The 17,928-nt window shown below is 40.4% G+C and carries 15 protein-coding genes; 3 read left to right on the top strand and 12 right to left on the bottom strand.

Annotated features, from left to right (window positions below; translation table 11 throughout):
* The first annotated feature begins 659 nt into the window (after positions 1-659).
* A complete protein-coding gene (locus Ga0466249_RS22100) occupies positions 660-1,244 on the top strand; it encodes a hypothetical protein (protein ID WP_246588965.1) in 585 nt (194 codons plus the stop codon).
* 142 nt (positions 1,245-1,386) lie between these two features.
* On the opposite strand, the gene Ga0466249_RS22095 is transcribed toward Ga0466249_RS22100, so the two are convergent.
* Positions 1,387-2,133, bottom strand: coding sequence for a C1 family peptidase (locus Ga0466249_RS22095; RefSeq protein WP_246588964.1), 747 nt, complete (start codon positions 2,131-2,133; stop codon positions 1,387-1,389).
* Between the two features lie 296 nt (positions 2,134-2,429).
* Between Ga0466249_RS22095 and Ga0466249_RS22090 the strand changes: the two genes are divergently transcribed.
* On the top strand, positions 2,430-2,924 hold the full coding sequence (locus Ga0466249_RS22090; RefSeq protein ID WP_215831663.1) for a hypothetical protein: 495 nt from the start codon (positions 2,430-2,432) through the stop codon (positions 2,922-2,924).
* Between the two features lie 296 nt (positions 2,925-3,220).
* Here Ga0466249_RS22090 and Ga0466249_RS22085 read toward each other — a convergent pair whose 3' ends face one another.
* From Ga0466249_RS22085 to Ga0466249_RS22040, 10 genes are all read right to left on the bottom strand, one after another.
* Positions 3,221-4,702, bottom strand: a complete 1,482-nt coding sequence (locus tag Ga0466249_RS22085) for an HAD family hydrolase (protein ID WP_215831662.1) — start codon at positions 4,700-4,702, stop codon at positions 3,221-3,223.
* A 319-nt stretch (positions 4,703-5,021) separates the two neighbouring features.
* Positions 5,022-6,437: an FAD-binding oxidoreductase gene (locus Ga0466249_RS22080; RefSeq protein WP_215831661.1), complete on the bottom strand. Its 1,416-nt coding sequence runs from the start codon at positions 6,435-6,437 to the stop codon at positions 5,022-5,024.
* Between the two features lie 59 nt (positions 6,438-6,496).
* Positions 6,497-7,696 (bottom strand): electron transfer flavoprotein subunit alpha, encoded by a 1,200-nt coding sequence (locus Ga0466249_RS22075; protein ID WP_215831660.1) that lies wholly within the window; start codon positions 7,694-7,696, stop codon positions 6,497-6,499.
* Between the two features lie 80 nt (positions 7,697-7,776).
* Positions 7,777-8,565 (bottom strand): electron transfer flavoprotein subunit beta/FixA family protein, encoded by a 789-nt coding sequence (locus Ga0466249_RS22070; protein ID WP_215831659.1) that lies wholly within the window; start codon positions 8,563-8,565, stop codon positions 7,777-7,779.
* Positions 8,566-8,869: 304 nt separating this feature from the next.
* Positions 8,870-10,588 carry a dihydroxy-acid dehydratase gene (ilvD, locus tag Ga0466249_RS22065; RefSeq protein ID WP_215831658.1) on the bottom strand — a complete coding sequence of 573 codons (1,719 nt, stop codon included), beginning with the start codon at positions 10,586-10,588 and terminating at the stop codon, positions 8,870-8,872.
* Positions 10,589-10,618: 30 nt separating this feature from the next.
* Complete coding sequence (locus tag Ga0466249_RS22060) at positions 10,619-11,887, bottom strand: MFS transporter (protein ID WP_215831657.1); 1,269 nt, start codon at positions 11,885-11,887, stop codon at positions 10,619-10,621.
* 23 nt (positions 11,888-11,910) lie between these two features.
* Positions 11,911-13,224, bottom strand: coding sequence for a nickel pincer cofactor-dependent isomerase, group 22 (locus Ga0466249_RS22055; RefSeq protein WP_215831656.1), 1,314 nt, complete (start codon positions 13,222-13,224; stop codon positions 11,911-11,913).
* Positions 13,225-13,257: 33 nt separating this feature from the next.
* Positions 13,258-14,151, bottom strand: a complete 894-nt coding sequence (locus tag Ga0466249_RS22050; protein WP_215831655.1) for a dihydrodipicolinate synthase family protein — start codon at positions 14,149-14,151, stop codon at positions 13,258-13,260.
* A gap of 15 nt (positions 14,152-14,166) precedes the next feature.
* Entirely contained in the window at positions 14,167-15,327 is a 1,161-nt protein-coding gene (locus Ga0466249_RS22045; RefSeq protein ID WP_215831654.1) for a UxaA family hydrolase, read from the bottom strand.
* A gap of 12 nt (positions 15,328-15,339) precedes the next feature.
* Entirely contained in the window at positions 15,340-15,624 is a 285-nt protein-coding gene (locus tag Ga0466249_RS22040) for a UxaA family hydrolase (RefSeq protein ID WP_215831653.1), read from the bottom strand.
* Between the two features lie 218 nt (positions 15,625-15,842).
* On the opposite strand from Ga0466249_RS22040, the gene Ga0466249_RS22035 reads away from it, so the two are divergent.
* On the top strand, positions 15,843-16,631 hold the full coding sequence (locus Ga0466249_RS22035) for an IclR family transcriptional regulator (protein WP_215831652.1): 789 nt from the start codon (positions 15,843-15,845) through the stop codon (positions 16,629-16,631).
* 719 nt (positions 16,632-17,350) lie between these two features.
* On the opposite strand, the gene Ga0466249_RS26765 is transcribed toward Ga0466249_RS22035, so the two are convergent.
* Positions 17,351-17,773, bottom strand: coding sequence for a hypothetical protein (locus Ga0466249_RS26765; protein ID WP_246588963.1), 423 nt, complete (start codon positions 17,771-17,773; stop codon positions 17,351-17,353).
* Positions 17,774-17,928 lie beyond the last annotated feature (155 nt).

Below are 17,928 nucleotides of genomic sequence, written 5' to 3'. Positions count from 1 at the left end.
AATATCATTGCCATTGGGGCCATTGTAGCCCTGACAAAAGCGGTAAGCAAAGAGTCGGCCGTGAAGGCCGTACTGGCCAGGGTACCAAAAGGAACAGAAGCTAAGAATGAACAGGCTTTTGAACTCGGTATGTCACTGGTAAAATGATTGTGAGATAGTAGCCTTTAAGAATCTGTAGCTTATAGTACGACCTACAACGCTCATTTTATTTCTATTAGATTTGCTTTTCCTGTTAACATAGTGTATTCTATTTATGGGGATACTACGGTGGTGCGTAGTAGGTGGAAGGTGGAACAACGGCGAGAGCAGATCGGAAAAAGCTCTCGCCGTTGTTTTTTCGTTCCTCCCCCATTCCCCATTATCAAGCCGTTTGCCACAAACTTTATGTTCTCTCCCGCTAACCCTTCGCGCATAATATTTTTTTCTTCGGGTATTCTATAAGTGGAAACTCCTAATAATCCTCAATGGAAAGCCAGAGTTAATTTGCTCAATGCCTGACTCTGGCTTTTCCATGTATAAAAGCCGAATGTTAGGATTATGCTTCTCCCATACCAGGGCCAATCCGGTCCTGGCTTTTTTTGATTGTAATTAATAGTTATGTCACCTGCTTCGAACTATTTGCGTATAATGTAACAAAACGATAGTAAAGGAGAACTTACATGACACCGAATTATGGATACCCTCCATCTTTTGATTATGATAGATATCGGCTGAACAAAGCAGCCGTACATTTAAGAGACTGTTTTCGACTACTTTGGGAACAACATGTTTATTGGACAAGAATGGTGATCATGGGTATTGTATTTGATTTGCCCGATTTAGAAGCGACTACAACTCGTCTTCTCCGTAATGCACCCGATTTCGCGAAACTATTGTGTCGTTTTTATGGAGAAAACAATGCAGCTGAGTTCAGCCATCTATTGACTGACCATCTAGTTATTGCCGCAGAACTTGTCAAGGCAGCGAAAGCCGATGACAGTAGTGGGGCGGCGGATGCAGAAAAAAGATGGTATGCAAATGCAGATGATATCGTCCGCTTTCTAAACCATATCAATCGTTATTGGTTCATCGAACCTATGCGGGCAATGTGGTATGAACACTTGTCATTAACAAAGACGGAAGCTGTCACCATGCTCAACAGAAATTACGACAGAAGCATCGAGACATTCAACCAAATCGAGAAAGAGGCTCTAATGATGGCAGATGCCTTTTCTAATGGTATTATCAGACAAATGGGCAATTAACTCCTCGTAAGTAAAGTTTGAGAGCACATTTCCAGGCCCCCGGAAATGCGCTCTCGCTATACTCATCCTATTTAGTTATCCGCCGACGCAGACTATTGCTCTCATGCCAGGATAGAAGCTTCGTATTAATCAATAAGCTTATTCAATTGGCACTAGTCCAACAATCGCTTACATATCCTTTAGTGTAGTAATCATAAGGCAGATAAAAATATCCCTTATCGCCCCAATCAGTTCCCCAAGAATTTCGGACGATAAGCTGTTTTTTGTTGTCATCATAGCCAACGACTAAAACAGCATGACCGCCAAGGTACTTTTCTGTGTTTTTGTTTGGTAGAGGAACAATCCCAGTTTTAGAAACAATATCGCTTTCAAACGATTCGTAGACCTCAATTCCGATTACTATGGGCAACCCTTCTGCCAGTGCCACCTTGAGCTGATCAAATGATGGTATACGGTGATACTCAGCAACTTCATAAACGGCGCCATCCGTAACCATTTTATCCGTCGGCGTATTGGTAAAAGTTGAAATATCATACGGCCAGTCAGCTTCCGGGCATACGCCGATTTTCTTCAGTACTTTCATTCCATCACGAATTTCAGCCCCGCTGTCCTCATTCACCGTTCCTTCCAGTTTACGCTCTTCCCAATATAAAAACAGCCTGGATAAAGCTATCCAGGCAGCTTTATTTTTGAGAAGGTATTCCCTAAGTCCGGACGCAATAGCATTAGCTGTGCAACTCCCAAGTTCTCCTTGGTCGACAATTGGGCTGCACTTATCGCGCAAATCAATTTTGGCCGGAATCTGTTCAGTTTTTTTATAATAGGCCGAATAATATATACGGTCTCGAAGGTCTGGGGTATCCTTTTTTAATAAGTATTTTCGTTTCATCAAACCACTCCTCTACAAAATCAGTTTTTTTCATTCATAGACTAGAGCCTTAGCTCCAATCCATTCCTGCATTTTACCAAGGTTAGGCCTTGCTCATGCAGCGATTAAGGGCTGCATGACAGTGCATCATACTTATCACTGGTTTTTCTTACATTTTCATGTAAATAATACCATAAGAATGTGACAAAATTATGACTGTTTTATAAAAAATACCGCTACTGCAAAGCAGCCATAATACAGCATGAAGGATTCTAGATTAATATAAAGAATCGTTTACAATAAGGAGGAATGCTGCAATGAAAAAGTTTTTACTTACAATTATTTTTGTCATGCTAACCAACATATGCTTTGCAGAAGATATATACATTGCGACGGAAAATGGTTTTGCCAAGTATCTTCGCACAGAATCATTAACAGCAAAAGCAACACAGAAAAATGAGCAAGACTCTCTTTTTGAAATGACATATAACCTAATCTGCATACCTGATAAAAATACTTTAGATAAACTAAGAGGCCAAACTTTGGATAATAAAGTTTCTTTTGAAAAGCAAACTTTTACCTTTAAATGCTCTTTTAACAAAAATACTAATCAATGGATCCCCGATGGTTCAATTTGGATAACCAATGATGAGCTTTGGGGAAATTCCCCTGAAAAATGCTTATATGAATCACACGGCTATATGCCAGGTGGAGCATATTATGGAGATGACTCGGAAGCAAATTTTAATAGAAATATAGTCACTACTGCTTACAATTACGTCCTTGCACACAATTTAATAAAATATGATTGAGCATTGCTTCCCTAATCCCTAAATAGCCAAAAATTAAGCCATTACCCCAAAAAGAACAAGATAACGGCGTAACTTTCCCCATAATTTTGCCAACAGACAACCAACTAATAATACGCGAAGAATTTCCGCCAAAGATAACTAACAGCGATATCTCTGTAAATTGAGATATCGCTGTTAGTCTAATAAAGGTTGTCCTTAACTATTTTGTTATGCTTAGCATTTAGAACGTGGTTCAAAATCACCCAAATAATCTAGCTGTGCTTAATTTATACGGATCTTTTGCTCATAAAAGGCTATCAACGGGTCTTATATCCTTGATAATCCTTTAAGCTTGTATCTTTTTTCAGAAGCTGAGCGATTGACATACCACTATCTAACTCAGCAATAGCTTGTTTAGCTCGATCCGATAAAAAGACTTTATCCGTTTTCCCTAAAAAAATTGTTTGATTGTCAGGCCAGAGCAGCCCAACAGTCTCATTGCGTCCTTGCAAAACATATCTTACGTCACCATTGTCATTGGCTTGCTGCAACGTGATATGATGTTCTTTCTGATATTCAGCTATAGCAGCGCATAATGCCGCATCATCCTTACGACGGCGATTCATGATCAATACAGCTTTGGTATTTGCAAATTCAGTGCAGAAATTAAAATCCCCTTGCGAATCCATTGCGCAGAAAATAGGTCCCTGCCCCTGATACTGAGGTGCAATGACTTTCTCAATTGACAATGATTTACCCACACCTTGGGTTTGGGCATGCGCATCGTAATCATAGATATTAATATATTTGCCCTGATCATCAAGCTTATTCGTCATGCCTACAACGCCTTTCACATCAGGAATCGCAAAATATTTTACTGCTGCCCGTACTACATCAACATGTGAGGCCGAAACAATCCATGGATCAATGCCGTCTTCAGCCAATGCCTGATAAAGTTCTCTGACTTCCGGCGTTACAGTAATCCCTTGATTGTATGATACTGTAACACTTCCAGCCTGGCTGGCCTCAGTATCAGGACTGGTATATTTACCTTTCGTCCACGTCTGACCTTTTGATGAATCACCGTAATAACTGTCGCAGGTATAAGCTAGATCAAAAACCTGCTGTGGCGTCATACCCGTATACCAATATGTAACCCAAGGATAGGATACTGAATTATCCATTGTTTCAGAAATAGCATCATAAAGCCACCGCATCTTAGCAGTAAAATCCTGATAAGCAAAGCTTCCTTTGACTGCATCTGTCTGTTCACTACCAGTTGTAGTGACAACCCCTTGTTCGTAGAGCACTTTATAATCATTCACAGCATCATTGATTGCTGCTTGAATTGTCGCCGGACGACCATCACCATTATTCGCACCATAAGTCATTGTCAATTTTTCCGCAGGAATTCCTGTTTTTAATACTTCCTCCATTTTTTCCGGTGGAATAGCAAATGCCAGATGGTCAAGCTGCCAAATAATCAACTGCTCTTCTACATCCATAATTGAAGTCGTGTTATCAAAATCAAAGGTAGCATAAGGAGGATTATTTTGATTATAGGTCGGAGAATATTTTCCATACATTTTCAAAAAATTATTTACCGTTGTCTTAACTTCCGGTTCCCAATTTGAGCTCTGTATGGCTGGTACTTGCAATTGCTGCTCAATCACAGTAGGTGATGCGGCCATAACTGTTACTTCCGCATTAACTGCCGGATAAAACAGGCTAACAGCTACTACTGTACCCAAAATACTCCTAACAATGCAAAGCTTTTTTGAAGACTTTACTTTTTTCATAAGAAACAGCACTCCCTCTCCATTATATTTCCATTATATACAAAAAATTTTTTTTAATATTATTGATACATTAAGTTTTTGTTATATTTCTATACCTTTCACAAGCAATTTATCAACAGTATGCCAACATTAAAACCTATCCCTAGCAGATGGAAACGTAAATGTCCATTGGGGAGGCGACTATGAAAGTTAACATAATTCGAAAATAATTCAAGCCTTTGCGAAATCCGCAAAGGCTTGAATCCATTAACCCCGATTATATTCATTTTTCATAACCAGCTCAAATCAAAAAATCGTTTTATCGCAAGAAATGATTCAGTTATTGGCAAACCTTACCTGGATTTAAAATATTCTTAGGATCAAATGCTAATTTTATATTTCGCATTAACGATAGATAGTCCTCTCCAATTTGTCCAAACAAATAGGTTTTCTTAGCATAACCTATCCCGTGTTCTCCAGATACTAATCCATCCAATTCAAAAGCTTTTTTATACATACATGTAAATACGGCACTCAATTTCTTTTGCCATTCTCCCTGTGACAAATGATCTTTTAACACATATACGTGCAAATTTCCGTCTCCTGCATGGCCAAAACTTCTAATTCTTACACCAAATTGTTCTTGAAGTTCATCTGTATATTTAACAAACTCCGCCACCTTATTTCGTGGAACAACAACATCACATTCGTCCATTTCCGTTGTTGTGGCTTTAACTGCTTCTAAAAAAGCCCCCCTTGCTGACCATACAGCTTCTTTTCTTTCATCTGTATCAGAAATATAAACATCTAACGCCCCTTCATCGAAGCATATTTTTGCAACTCTATCGTAGTCCTTTTCTATGTCTTCTTTGCTATTTCCATCAAAAGTTAACAGTAGATACGCATTCGATGAATTATCAGGAAATTTCTTGCCTAAAAACTCCTCTGCCGCAAGTATTACTTCTCTTTGCATAAACTCGATAGCTGTCGGAATTGACTTTGATTTTATGATTTTAGGAACTGTATTGATAGCCATTTCAAGAGTTGAAAATGGAATCAAAAGGCTTATTGCCTTTTTAGGCAATGGTAATAGCTTTAATACAGCTTTTGTTATTATTCCTAGTGTTCCTTCCGATCCGCAAATTAGATCTTTTATACTATACCCTGAACTGTTCTTAACAACCTTTCCTCCAACTTCTATAACTTTTCCTGTAGGAAGCACTATGGTAAGGCCCCTAACATAATCTCTGGTTACTCCATATTTAACAGCTCGCATGCCTCCGGCATTGGTATTAATGTTTCCACCTATTGTAGCTGACTTTTCTCCCGGATCTGGCGGATAAAATAGATCATGCTCTTCTACAAATTTCCCTATTTCCATTAGTAAAACTCCTGGCTCTACTGTCAAAGTTAAATTTTCTTCATCTAATTCAAGTATTCTATTCATTTTAGTTAAATTAATCATAATTCCGCCGAAAATTGGAACTGATGCGCCAACAAGCCCTGTCCCCGAGCCTCTTGCCACCACCGGAAGATTATTTTCATAAGCATAAGTCATTATCGCCGCTACTTCTTCTGTACTTAGCACTTCAACTACCGCTTCTGGCATTTTGCTTATGCCACCTAATTCATCATGGCTAAAGTCTTCACTTATATCGGATCCTGTAAATACCCTATCTGCACCAAGTAAATTGATTAAAAAATCAATATCTTTTGCGTCTATTTTTTTATATTCCGTCGTACAATTACATCCCATTTTACTTACCTCCTACTGCAAATTTTCTCGCTATAACTTTTATATAGAGTAAAACAAAATTAAGCTATTTCCATTCCTTCTTTAACGTTACTGATTAATTTAGGAACTATTTCATATATATCGCCTACCATGCCATAATGCGCTACATTAAATATAGCAGCCTTAGGATCTTGATTTATAGCTACTATGCAATCAGAATTATTCATACCTGCTGTGAATTGAACAGCTCCGGATATTCCGCAAGTAATGATTAGTTTGGGTTTTACTGTTCTTCCACTGAGCCCGATTTGTCTCTTGGCATCGGCCCAGCCTGCTTCGATTAGCGGTCTTGTTACAGCTAACTGTGCCCCAAGTAATTCTGCCAATTCTTTTATCATCTCTAAATCTTTTTCAGCTTTTAACCCTCTGCCTACCGCAATTATTACTTCAGAATCAGATATGCTTACTTCAACTTCTTTTTTAGTTACCCTTAACACATTGATCGCTGAAGTAAACCTAACTGTATCCATATCACATACAGTTATTTTTCCTGATATCGCAGCCGCTCTCTCTGGTGCATTCATTACCTTATATCTGACTGTTGCAAGCTGCGGCCTGTTATTAGGGTTTATGATTTGAGCCATGATGTTACCGCCGAATGCCGGTCTTATTTGTACTAAATCTGTATTATCTTTCATATCAAGCACAGTACAGTCTGCGGTAAGGCCCGTCTTAAATCTTGCTGCCACTCGAGGTGCTAAAGACCTTCCTATTGTTGTTGCACCAACCAGTAATGTTGAAGGCTTAACTTTATTTATAAAAGCCTCCATAGCTGCTGTATATGGCTCTATTTTAAAATCCTTTAATTCTTGATAATCATATACAAAAACCTCGTCTACTCCATAATGCAAAATTTCTTCTGCTTTATCCTTAATATTATGCCCCAAAAATACTGCGTACACCGGATAATCTACTTTTGCTGCTAATTCTCTTGCCTTTCCTATAAGCTCAAAGGTCACTGGGTGTATATCTCCTTCCAGGTGATCTACATAAACAGCTACCCCTTTCCATAAGCTCTTATCTATTTTTACAATTTCTTCTTCCACGAACTCCATAACGCCAGCTGGTCCTTTTTTAATACAAAGCCTGCACATTTTACAAGCTGCGTTTATTTCTATTTTTCCAGCTTTATTTTCTATTGCACCAAAAGGACATATTGTTACTAATTCATCGATATTTAGTGAATTCACTTTATCCTGATTTACAATTAATCTACCCAATTTACTCTCCCCCTTAATTTGGTCCTATGTCAATTCCAATATATCAGCATTTAGTTTTAACTCAGGCCCTCTTTATCAATTTAAAGAAATTTTAATTCCTTAAGTTTGTCAGACAATCTTTCTGCTAATTCCGGCCCACTTCCATTCCAAATTTCTTTGTCCGTATTTACTGCTGGCGGGAATATTCTCTCTACCTGCGTTGGAGATCCATTTAATCCATATTTTTTTTCATTTTGATCCTCAAAGTCTTTCAGACTTAACATTCTTACTTCCCTATCTGTAGTTGCCAACTTTTTCTTATAAGATGGAAGTCTTGGTTGGTATATATCTTTTTCAACAGTTAATAAACATGGAAATTGAATTTCTGCTACTTCGATCGTATTCGGCATGTCCATTTCTACTACTATTGACTTATCCTTAATTTCTTCTATTTTAATGACATTTGCTATATGAGGAATTTCTAAATATTCCGCCGTCTCTGGTCCTACTTGAGCTGTATCTCCATCTGTTGTTTGTTTACCACATAGTATTAAATCTATATTTCCCATTTTCCTAATACCCTGTGATATCGTGTAGGACGTCGCCAAAACATCAGCCCCAGCAAATCTCCGATCTGAAAGCAAAGCACCTTCATCTGCGCCCATCATATATGCTTCTTTAATTATTTCTACTGCTTGTGGTGGTCCCATACTGATAACCTTTACGATTCCGCCAACTTCCTCACGTATTCTTAATGCTGTTTCAAGCGCATACAAGTCATAGGGATTCATTTTTGAATCCACACCATCCCTTTTTAATACCCCAGTTACTGGATCAACTTCTACTTTTGAAGTTTCTGGTACTTGTTTGATGCATACTAAAATGTTCATTCTTTACCTCCCAATAATTATACGTTTAGACTTTTAAATTAAAGAAACCTTAAAAAATTGGTATGATGGTATAATGGTATGACCACTTGAAATGTATATTATCATACAATTCTCAAGATTTCAACTAGGTTGTCAATAATAATGCAGGCCAAATTTTAGTAAAAAAAATATAGGTACCTCTCGGTAATTCCGAAAAGGTAACCTATTATTAAACATATATTCATTAGCAAAATTGGCCCGTTCCTAATTTTTAGGATATAAGCTATTTTTTCTTGCTTTAAGACCAGCTTTGTTGTTTATATTTCTATTTCAAATACCCTCCAGACATAGCTGAAGTCGCATATTTACTATATCTTGCTAATACGCCTTTTTTATTTGGGAACTTTGGCAGTATCCAATGCTTTTTCCGTTCCTTTAAAATTTCTTCAATTTCTGCATTCGATAATTCTTTGCCGTTAACCCCGATTATATTCAATTTTCTGTTCGGAATATCCAGCTCAATCAGATCGCCGTTTTCAACTAACGCAATGGGACCTCCCTCCGCCGCTTCCGGTGAAACATGACCAATGCAGGGGCCTTGCGTAGCGCCGGAAAAACGTCCGTCCGTAACCAAAGCGACCGTCCCGTCCAAACGTTCGTCAAACACAATAGCGTCGGTTGTCATCAGCATTTCCGGCATTCCTGATCCTTTCGGTCCCTCATACCGAATAAAGATAACGTCCCCCTGATTTATTTTCCCCTCAATAATAGCGGCTTGGGCCGCCTCCTCCGAATCAAATACGGCGGCAGGTCCGACATGCTGATGCATCGTCGGCTTCACGGCGGAATATTTCACAACACAGCCGTCCGGTGCAATATTGCCGGATAATACGGCTAAAGAACCGTATTTCGTTGAGCTTTCGGGTTTACGAATGATTTTTTCCGGATCAATTCCATAGGATTTTAAATAACCCAATCCCCGATCAAAGAAATTCGTTTTTTGGATCATCTCTAAATTTTCACCCAAGGTGTAGCCCGTTACCGTCATCACATTTAAATCCAGCTCGTCTTTAATCAACATCTGAATCATCGGAATCCCACCGGCGTACCACAGCATTTCTGTAATATACTGTCCACTAGGCTGAATATTGGTCAGGTACTTAATTTTTTTGCCTATTTGATCAAACAGGCGCGGATGAATTTGGATATCCAGTTCATGGGCAATGGCTGGCAGGTGAAGTGTTGCGTTCGTACTTCCGCCGATAGCGGCATGGACCTTTATCGCATTTTCAAATGCGGACTGAGTTAAAATTTTTGTCACATCGATTCTTTTGTCGATGAGTTCCATAATCTTTTTTCCAGCGACACGAGCATTGCGCTGAATTTCCATAAAGGTGGCGGGAATCAACGCACTCCCCGGCAGGGCTAGTCCTAACGCTTCAGACATACATTGCATCGTACTGGCCGTCCCCATAAACTGACAGGCCCCGCAAGTTGGACATCCTGTCAATTTATAATCGCGCATTTCCTCTTTGCTAACCAAACCTCTTTTATCCCGTGCAGTTAAAGGACCTGCTAAATCAGAAGTCGTAATATTGGGGCCGGATCGCATCGACCCACCAGGCACATGGATAACCGGTAGTCCCATACGGGCTGCCGCCATTAAATGGCCCGGTATAGCCTTATCACAGCTGGAAATCAGAACCATTCCATCCCAAGGCATCACCGATGCATGAATTTCCACCATATCGGCAATGACTTCCCGCGACGGCAGAATATAATTCATGCCATCATGACCTTGAGCCCAGCCATCACAAATATCGGTGACATGAAAATTGTTTGGTTTTCCGCCGCTTTCGTATACACCAAGACTTACCTGTTTCCCTAACTTATCCAAATGGACACTACCAGGATGGCTTTCACCATATACGTCATCAACTAATATTTGCAATTTGTCTAAATCATCTTCGGAATACTCGGTTCCTATTTTGAGAGAGTCAGACTGCGCCCATAATTTTCTTACCGCTTTACTCTTTTGTTCCATAGAATCACCCCGTCTCGTTATTTTTATGATTCACTGACCTGCTGTCTTTTTAGGCAAGCTTAAGGTAAGTACAAAACCAACAAACAACATGAAAGCCAGGAAATAGATGCCTGCGTACACCGTTGAGTAAGTGGTGATCAGCCAGCCTACAACAAAGGGGCCGACAAATCCGCCTAAATTTCCTAACGCGTTGATTATTCCCAAACTATCACCAGCGACCTTAGCCGGAAACAACAGCGTCGGAATGGTCCAGAACACACCCGAAGCACACTGCAAAAACAGCCCGCAGCCAACCAGAAAAGCAAAGGAAACCCACACATACTCTTTCAAAAATGCCGACGCAAGGAAACAAATTGCAAAACCCAATAGCGGTAACGCTACATAGCGCCGCCGATTCCCACTGCTATCTGATAAATGGCCAAAGATATACAGGCCTACCATGCAAGCAAAATACGGTACTGTAGATAAAAACCCGACACCGGTCATTCCTGTTTTCATCAAGTCTTTCAATATGGTCGGCAGCCACATGGCAAATCCATAAATACCTGTTTGATAGCAAAAATAAATTAAGATTAATTTCCACATATTCAGGCTGCCAAAAATCGCCGCAAGCGATGTGGGCGTGTCGTCCGCCGCACTCAATGATGTCTGCTCGGATTTTAAAGTGGTTTCCAAATAGTCTCTTTCTTCCTTGGAAATCCATTTGGCGTCCGACGGTCTATCACTAATGAACGGCCACCAAACAAAAATCAGGAGAAAGGAAACGGCGCCTTCCGCAATAAATACCGAACGCCAGCCGTACGTACTGACCAGCCATCCCGAAATGGGTCCCGTGATAATCGATGCAATGGCGACATTCATAATAAAATATGAATTTGCCCGGCCCCGCTCTTCATTAGGGAACCAGTGACTAATGATAACCAAAATCGCCGGCCAAACGCCGCCTTCGGCAACGCCTATCATAAACCGCAAAATCAGTAACTGCGTCGAAGTTTGAGCAAATCCCAAAGCCACGCACATGGCGCTCCAGGCCAAAATCGAGCAGGCAATAAACTTTTTGGCGCTTCCGTGTTCGGCAATATGTCCGCCGGGAACCTGTAAAACCATGTACCCGATGAAGAAGATACCGGCGGCCAAACCGGACAGCGAAGCCGTCATCTGCAGCGACTCCGTCATTCCTCCGGCCATGGCAAAACCAATATTCGTTCTATCCATAAAGCCGAAAATATAGACTAAAATAGTAGGTGGAATAATCCGTAACCAACGCGCACTTGGGATATTTGCCAGTGTTTCTTGCATATAACTCACCATCCTATTGGTTTTTAAAAAAGATTGCCGTTTTCATTAAATTTCACAGATTTCAGTTTTCCAACAACTTCCATGTTTTGATTTTTTTCCACTTCGTGAAGAAGCGCCTCGGAAACCTCGATTTCCTCAATTTCCATCGTATTTTTTATTCTAATAATGCGGGGGCGCAGCTTGTCGATCCCGCTACAGCTCTTAATGCCCACCTGTATCGCCACTTTATCATTCCGCGTATAAAACGGCACTTTCACCATTTCCAGGATCGTGGATGTTAGGGCGTTCGGATAAGCCATTTCATTCACTATTTTATTAACGGCCCGCTGCGTCGTAACGTCCGCCAAGCCGATTCCATTTGCATTGCCATGGGTTTCTTCCGTCAAGTCCAGCACAACGCATCTTTGAGCCTTGAAATTGCCGATCCGGGGCTCCGAACCGTCTTTCCCACGGGGAACGCCCGTTTCCCGCGGCAGCGTGCCGGAAACATTCGGATCCATTCCGTCGCCGCTGATATTTTTGCCTATTTCATCGACAATCAGGATATCCGCGTTGGGAATCATGATGCGGCCCATTTTTTCCTTGGCTTCCACTAGCAGCTGCGGTTCACGCTGTTCGATTTCCGGAGCGGTCAATGCCACGATTTTGTAGGTCTGGTCATAAGCATTCTCCATTACTCCGACGCCGCAGACAATCGGCGCCGAATGTAAAATTACCTTACCGTAGCGCTGCAGATTTTCAGCCATATGTGTAAAGCCCTGTTCGTGAACGCCTTCCGCTCCATGCTGCTTGCCCATCCCGATTACGGCCATTTTCATCAAGCCGCTTTCGTAAGGACCGACAAACTGCGTATGCGCTTTAATCCGACCGCATAAAATAATTCCGTCGGCTTCAGCGGCGTATTTATCAATAAATACGGGCCGCCCGTCATCCGTCATACCGATTTGCTTCGTCTCCATGGTCGCCCGGACCGGACAACCCATGCTTTCTTCTGTAACGCCATAGCCGTTTACAATTTCAAGCTGTCCCTTGGGTGTCGCGCCGCCGTGGCTTCCCATGGCCGGGAAAATAAACGGCTTGGCTCCCTTTGATTTTGCGTAATCAACAATCGCTTTTAAAATAATAGCAATGTTGGCAACGCCTCTACTACCGCAGGTAATGGCGATTGACTTTCCCGATTTAAACTGAGAAGAAATACTGTCTCTGGCCAATTCTTTATTGATGACTTCGGGAATGTTTTCCGGCGGAATGTGAGAAGGATCAAAATGTTGCTTCACGCGTACCATTTTAGGAATCTCTACGTCACTGCATAATTGTTCAATCACATCTGTATCCATGCTCAAACTCTCCTTAAAAAAAATTTTTTCAAGTTACAGCAGGTTGGCTTTTTTCATGATTGCCGTGACTTTCGCAGTTTGCTCCGCAGTAATCGGAGAAAATTCGATACATTTTTCCTGGATCGGCACGCCGCGTAAAATCATGGCCTTTTTCATGACCGGGATAAATGGGGTATTAATTGTATAAAGTTCCATTAGAGCATTGACTTTTCGCTGATATTCCTCAATTTTGCAAAGATCTTGCTCGTTAATAGCTTTTACCCAAGCGGAAAAAGTTTCCGGAGCCAAATTGGACAGCCCGCCGATACAGCCGTTCCCGCCGCTTAAGAGAACATGGGCCAAATTTTCATCATAGCCGGAAAGCATCACGAAATCGGGGAAATCCGCCTTAGTCAGCTCAATGAGAGCCCGGGTATGTCCGAGAGCCTCAACCGTGTCTTTATAGCCGACAATATTCTTGTGTTGCCGTAAAAGCCGAAGCGTAACTTCCGGCGAAATGTCATGACCAGTCCGATCCGGGAAGTTATAAATGTAAATATCGCTGTTGACTTGCGAAGCAATATCGCCATACCACTTTTCAATGTCGCCGGGATTCATCGAAAAATAATAGGGGCTGATGATCATTACGGCGTCGGCGCCCGCCTTGGCGGCATAATTCGACAGTTCGACCGTTTCTTGAACCGTCATGCAGCCGGTGCCGACGAAACATTTGACGCGATGGTTAATGTACGAAACCGCAATATCGATTAATTGCTTTTTTTGCTCCATGGACATGGCAAAAAACTCGCCGGTACTTCCCATCACGACAATTCCGTCAATACCGCCCTGAATCAAGTGCTCGTAAATCGCCTGATTACCTTTTACATCCAAATTTGCGTTTTCATCAAACGCTGTAACAACCGGGGTCAAAAATTGTGCCTTTTTCATGTTATTCGCTCCTTTTTATACGTAATTGCAAACTCGCGCAATTCCGATTTCCATATAGCCGAGAGATTCCGCTTTTGTCATTTTTCCATTGGCCGTGTCTACGGTAATTTCTAATAATTCATGACTTAATTGGTCTATTGTTTTATTCCCGTAAATCAGCGGGCTGGCGTCAAAATCGATATTGTCGATCATATTGGCGTAGGTCTCTTTATTGCCCGTTAATTTTATAACCGGAGCAATCGGATTTCCGCTCGGAGTGCCCTGTCCGGTCGTAAAGACAATGATTTGCGCGCCGCCGGCGACCATGGCCGCTACAGAAGAAGGATCATTACCTGGCGTATCCATAATGACCAATCCTCTTTCTTCAATTTGTTTTGCATAATCATAAACAGCGCTGATCATCCGATGGCCGCCCTTATGAATACAGCCTAATGATTTTTCCTCTAGAGTCGTAATTCCTCCGGCTTTATTTCCCGGAGAAGGATTTCCTTCCCTTACCTCTTCGCCTACCAGTTGTAACGCTTTTTCGTATCGGTGTACAATCTCCAATATTCTGTTCTTTACAGTTTCATTTTTTCCACGTTCTGCCAATAAATGTTCGGCACCAATAAATTCAGTAGTTTCGCTTAAGATAGAAGTTCCGCCAAGATCAACCAGGATATCACTTAACTTGCCTACCACCGGATTTGCCGCAAGACCCGATGTGGGATCAGAACCTCCACATTCAGTCCCGACAATTAAGTTTGAAATATCGCACTCTTCTCTCAATATTTTTCCAGCCTGCAATACCATTTCTTTGGCATAGCGAGCCGCTAAATCGATTGCTTTTAGCGTTCCGCCTGCTTCTTGGATAATCACTGTCTGCAACGGCTTATTCGTACGTTGTTTTATGGCTTCAACCACTAAATCCATCTGACAGTTTTCACACCCCAAAGACACGACCACGATACCGTAAATATTAGGGTTGGCGGCAAAACCGGCCATGACATCCATTGTAAATTGTTGATCAGAAGCAACTTGAGAACAACCGTTCTGATTATTAAAAGTTACCGTACCTTTTACTTGTTGCGATATAATTCTTGTTGTATCGGAAGCACAGACACTAGTGGGTAAAATTAAAACATGATTACGGATACCAATTCTGCCATCCGGTCGTTTGTATCCTAAAAAATTCATGATTACACCTTCTTATCCTAAATTTTCCCTTACGCTTTTAACGTTATGAACGTGAACATGTTGCCCTTGAGAAATTGCAATGGCTGCCAGTCCAATATGTTGCGCGTACTTCACAATTGGCGCATTCATATTAATGTCACAAGTCGCAAATTTATGATAAATAGGGATATTATCTGCCGCCTTCAAGCGAATTGTTTTTTGGGCTTCGTCCAGATAAACGATATCTTCTCCTTTCTTGATATTTTCAATGGCAACACCGACATTGTCTAATGGATCAACAATAATTCCGTTTTTCATTTTTCGCCCTCCTTTGTTCGTATATACGTAATGATTCTTATATACGTTTTATTTGTGTATATTATATCATTATATTTTGAAAATATCAATATTCAGTTTTTGTTATTTTATCATCAATAACAACTTGCCCGTATTAACAAAAGAGCTAAATAATTGAAATGAAATGACTAAAATGCTATACTAATAAAATATGATGTCGTATAATAATTGGGTGATACATGATGAATGTAACCGAACATAAACCAACAACCAGAGTGCTGGATATTCTACAGTTACTTTCACATTCAATAGACGGTTTTTCGCTAACCGAAATAGCCAATTTAATAAAAGTTCCTAAAAGCACGATTACTCCGATTATAAAAACATTATATAGTCGACACTTTATTACAATTAATGAAGCCACCGGAAAATATGTAGTAGGTCTTAATTCTTTTATCATCGGCTCCGCCTACCTAAGAGATATGGATATTCTTTCTTTAATACAACCGGAAATGAAAAAAATAGTAATGAAAACTTCAGAAACTTGCCAACTGGGAATATTAATAGATAGCGAAGTACTCTATTTGGAAAAAGAAGATTCCCCTTTTCCAATACGTCTAATTTCTTTTGTCGGAAAACGACTGCCAGCCTACTGTACCGCCATTGGAAAAGCTCTATTAAGCGATTATTCAAAAGAAAAAATTGCTCTTCTCTATCCCAAAGGATTGGCTCCTATAACACCAAAAACTGTAACTAATATAGATATACTGTGTAGCCAATTAGCAGCTATACGTAAAACAAAAATTGCAATAGAACGCGAAGAAGCCTCCGAAAACTTGAACTGTTTTGCAACACCGTTAAAATATAACAGTAAAATTATTGCAGCAATTAGCGTCAGCATTCCTACCTTTCGGCTTAACAAAGAAAAAGAACAAGTAATCATTGATCAATTGTTACTTTCCAAGAAAAATCTTGAAGACATATTTATTAACCTAAAAATTGATGAAATAAAACTTTCCGATATTTGACCATCCGTATAATCCCTTTCAGTCAGCCCTTAAGAGGGCTTTTCTTATGACTTTTTTACTGTTTCACATTGCCCCCAAAAAATCAGGATAACGGCGTAACTTCACCCATAATTTTCCTATCGTTTTACTAAGATTAGGCAGCCTACCTAAAGCTACAGCGTCAAAAAAGTCGTTACCTTGACACGAGTCAATTGGTAACGACTTTTAACGCTTACAAAATAAACACTATCTTTGGTGAAATCTCAAAAAAGGCCCATCCCCTGGCATAATCGCCAAAAGATGGGCCTTTAGGGGGATTACCGTAGATGAATAAAAAGGAGGAGTGAAGGAGTTAGGAACGTTATCCCGTTACCTAATAAGCTTAGAATAGCTACTACTTGCTGCTAATAATTTTAGATCTAATTGTATCTTCCAGAATATTAGCGAACGAAGTGACTTCCTTCCTTTTTAACCCTTCCTTGGGTGTTTGCGAATCCTGCTTATAATTATTAAAAATAGGTTGTACACGCGCGACTTTCAAAATCATATTCATCACCATCTTTGCTGTCAGCAGGACTTATTTCCTATATTATCGATATATATTAAGAAAAACTTAACAAAAATTTTTTTATCGCAAAATAAAAATAGGCTTTTGAACGATACCTTTGAAAGAAAAGGGCACTTAAAAGCCCCCAACCGGAATAAACCGATTGGGCCTTGATATCGTTTCAAAAATCCATTTAATTTAAGAACATCGCGAATACATCTATCTCAATCTGTTTAACTATCTCATCATGCCGCTGGTTTTCTAGCCACACTCTATCATTCCAATCCTGCCACGACTCATCCTCACGACGTTGCAACTCTCGCTCATGCCGTTCCATTTCTAATTCATTCCGATATTGACGTTCATTGTCCTGACGCGCATACCGCTCATGCCTTTCGTTTTCCTGGCGCTGCCGTTCATGCCATCCTCTATCACTCTCATGATCATGTCGCTGCATCTCCTGCTCATGCCGCTGCTTTTCATGAAACTGCTGTTCATTATGTTGCTGCTGCCAATCATCTCTCGGCGACGCTTGTGTGACGGTTGCGCTAAATCCGAATTGCATAACACCTGCCAGCAGCGAGTAAGCAATTATTTTCTTTGCTATACTTTTCATAAAAAATTCCACCTTTATTATATTTTATATTGATTGGTCTCTATGTAATTTTTCGGAGAATCTATTTAGATTTTCTCAATTGCATCTCCTTATGTAAACAATACTATGGAAATATGACAAAATTATGACTGTCTGGTCATTTTTTATAAAAAAAA

This window comes from Pelorhabdus rhamnosifermentans (assembly GCF_018835585.1).
Classification (GTDB): domain Bacteria; phylum Bacillota; class Negativicutes; order UMGS1260; family UMGS1260; genus Pelorhabdus; species Pelorhabdus rhamnosifermentans.
The sequence above is the reverse complement of the archived record's forward strand: the minus strand, read 5'-3'. Positions and strand labels throughout refer to the sequence as shown.

Bases quoted from the DNA above. Each gene is read 5' to 3' on its own strand.
- ilvD (WP_215831658.1), bottom strand. From the start codon at position 10,588: ATGGAACAAAAGAGTAAAGCGGTAAGAAAATTATGGGCGCAGTCTGAC.
- Ga0466249_RS22095 (WP_246588964.1), bottom strand. From the start codon at position 2,133: ATGAAACGAAAATACTTATTAAAAAAGGATACCCCAGACCTTCGAGAC.
- Ga0466249_RS22045 (WP_215831654.1), bottom strand. From the start codon at position 15,327: ATGAATTTTTTAGGATACAAACGACCGGATGGCAGAATTGGTATCCGT.
- Ga0466249_RS22080 (WP_215831661.1), bottom strand. From the start codon at position 6,437: ATGGGATGTAATTGTACGACGGAATATAAAAAAATAGACGCAAAAGAT.
- Ga0466249_RS22040 (WP_215831653.1), bottom strand. From the start codon at position 15,624: ATGAAAAACGGAATTATTGTTGATCCATTAGACAATGTCGGTGTTGCC.
- Ga0466249_RS22085 (WP_215831662.1), bottom strand. From the start codon at position 4,702: ATGAAAAAAGTAAAGTCTTCAAAAAAGCTTTGCATTGTTAGGAGTATT.
- Ga0466249_RS22070 (WP_215831659.1), bottom strand. From the start codon at position 8,565: ATGAACATTTTAGTATGCATCAAACAAGTACCAGAAACTTCAAAAGTA.
- Ga0466249_RS22060 (WP_215831657.1), bottom strand. From the start codon at position 11,887: ATGCAAGAAACACTGGCAAATATCCCAAGTGCGCGTTGGTTACGGATT.
- Ga0466249_RS22090 (WP_215831663.1), top strand. From the start codon at position 2,430: ATGAAAAAGTTTTTACTTACAATTATTTTTGTCATGCTAACCAACATA.
- Ga0466249_RS22100 (WP_246588965.1), top strand. From the start codon at position 660: ATGACACCGAATTATGGATACCCTCCATCTTTTGATTATGATAGATAT.
- Ga0466249_RS22055 (WP_215831656.1), bottom strand. From the start codon at position 13,224: ATGGATACAGATGTGATTGAACAATTATGCAGTGACGTAGAGATTCCT.
- Ga0466249_RS22035 (WP_215831652.1), top strand. From the start codon at position 15,843: ATGATGAATGTAACCGAACATAAACCAACAACCAGAGTGCTGGATATT.
- Ga0466249_RS26765 (WP_246588963.1), bottom strand. From the start codon at position 17,773: ATGAAAAGTATAGCAAAGAAAATAATTGCTTACTCGCTGCTGGCAGGT.
- Ga0466249_RS22050 (WP_215831655.1), bottom strand. From the start codon at position 14,151: ATGAAAAAGGCACAATTTTTGACCCCGGTTGTTACAGCGTTTGATGAA.